Here is a 602-nt window from a genome sequence, read left to right on the forward strand (position 1 = left end):
ATCGCGCTCTGCTACCTGCTCGCCAGCCTGCTCGCACGTTATCTCACGCCGAGGCGGCTGCTGCTCGCCGCGGTGGCGCTGGTGGCGGCGCATTGGGCGATCCTGCTCGTGTTCAGCCCCGCCGGCGAGGCGTTCGGACGCTACCACAATGCCGGGACGCTGCTCGACCTGTGGCTGATCGGTCCCGACCATCTGTACCGGCACGACCACGGCTTCGATCCCGAGGGGCTGCTGGGGACGCTGCCCGCGACCGCCAACGTCATCGCGGGCTATCTCACCGGGCTGGCGGTGCAGCGTTGGGGCAAGCACCGCGCCACCGTGACGCGGCTAGCGGGGATCGGCGCGGCGCTGACGCTGTTCGCGCTTCTGCTCGCGCCGCTGCTGCCGGTGTCGAAGAAATTGTGGACCGGCTCGTTCGTGTCGCTCACCGTGGGGCTCGACCTCGTGCTGCTCGGTGTGACGATCGGGCTGGTCGAGCTGCGCGGCGCGCGGCTGGGGCGCGGCTTCCTTCAGATGCTCGGCCGCAACCCGCTGGCGCTCTACCTCTTCTCCGAGCTGCTGGTGGTGACGCTCGAGTTGATCCAGGTACGTCCCGGCATGGG

At 69.8% G+C, this 602-nt stretch carries 1 pseudogene; it reads left to right on the forward strand.

The window, feature by feature from the left end:
* Positions 1–602: pseudogene (locus KZ820_RS21680) on the forward strand (DUF5009 domain-containing protein); the annotation flags it as partial.

Origin of the sequence: Sphingomonas citri (genome assembly GCF_019429485.1) — a bacterium.
GTDB lineage: Bacteria > Pseudomonadota > Alphaproteobacteria > Sphingomonadales > Sphingomonadaceae > Sphingomonas > Sphingomonas citri.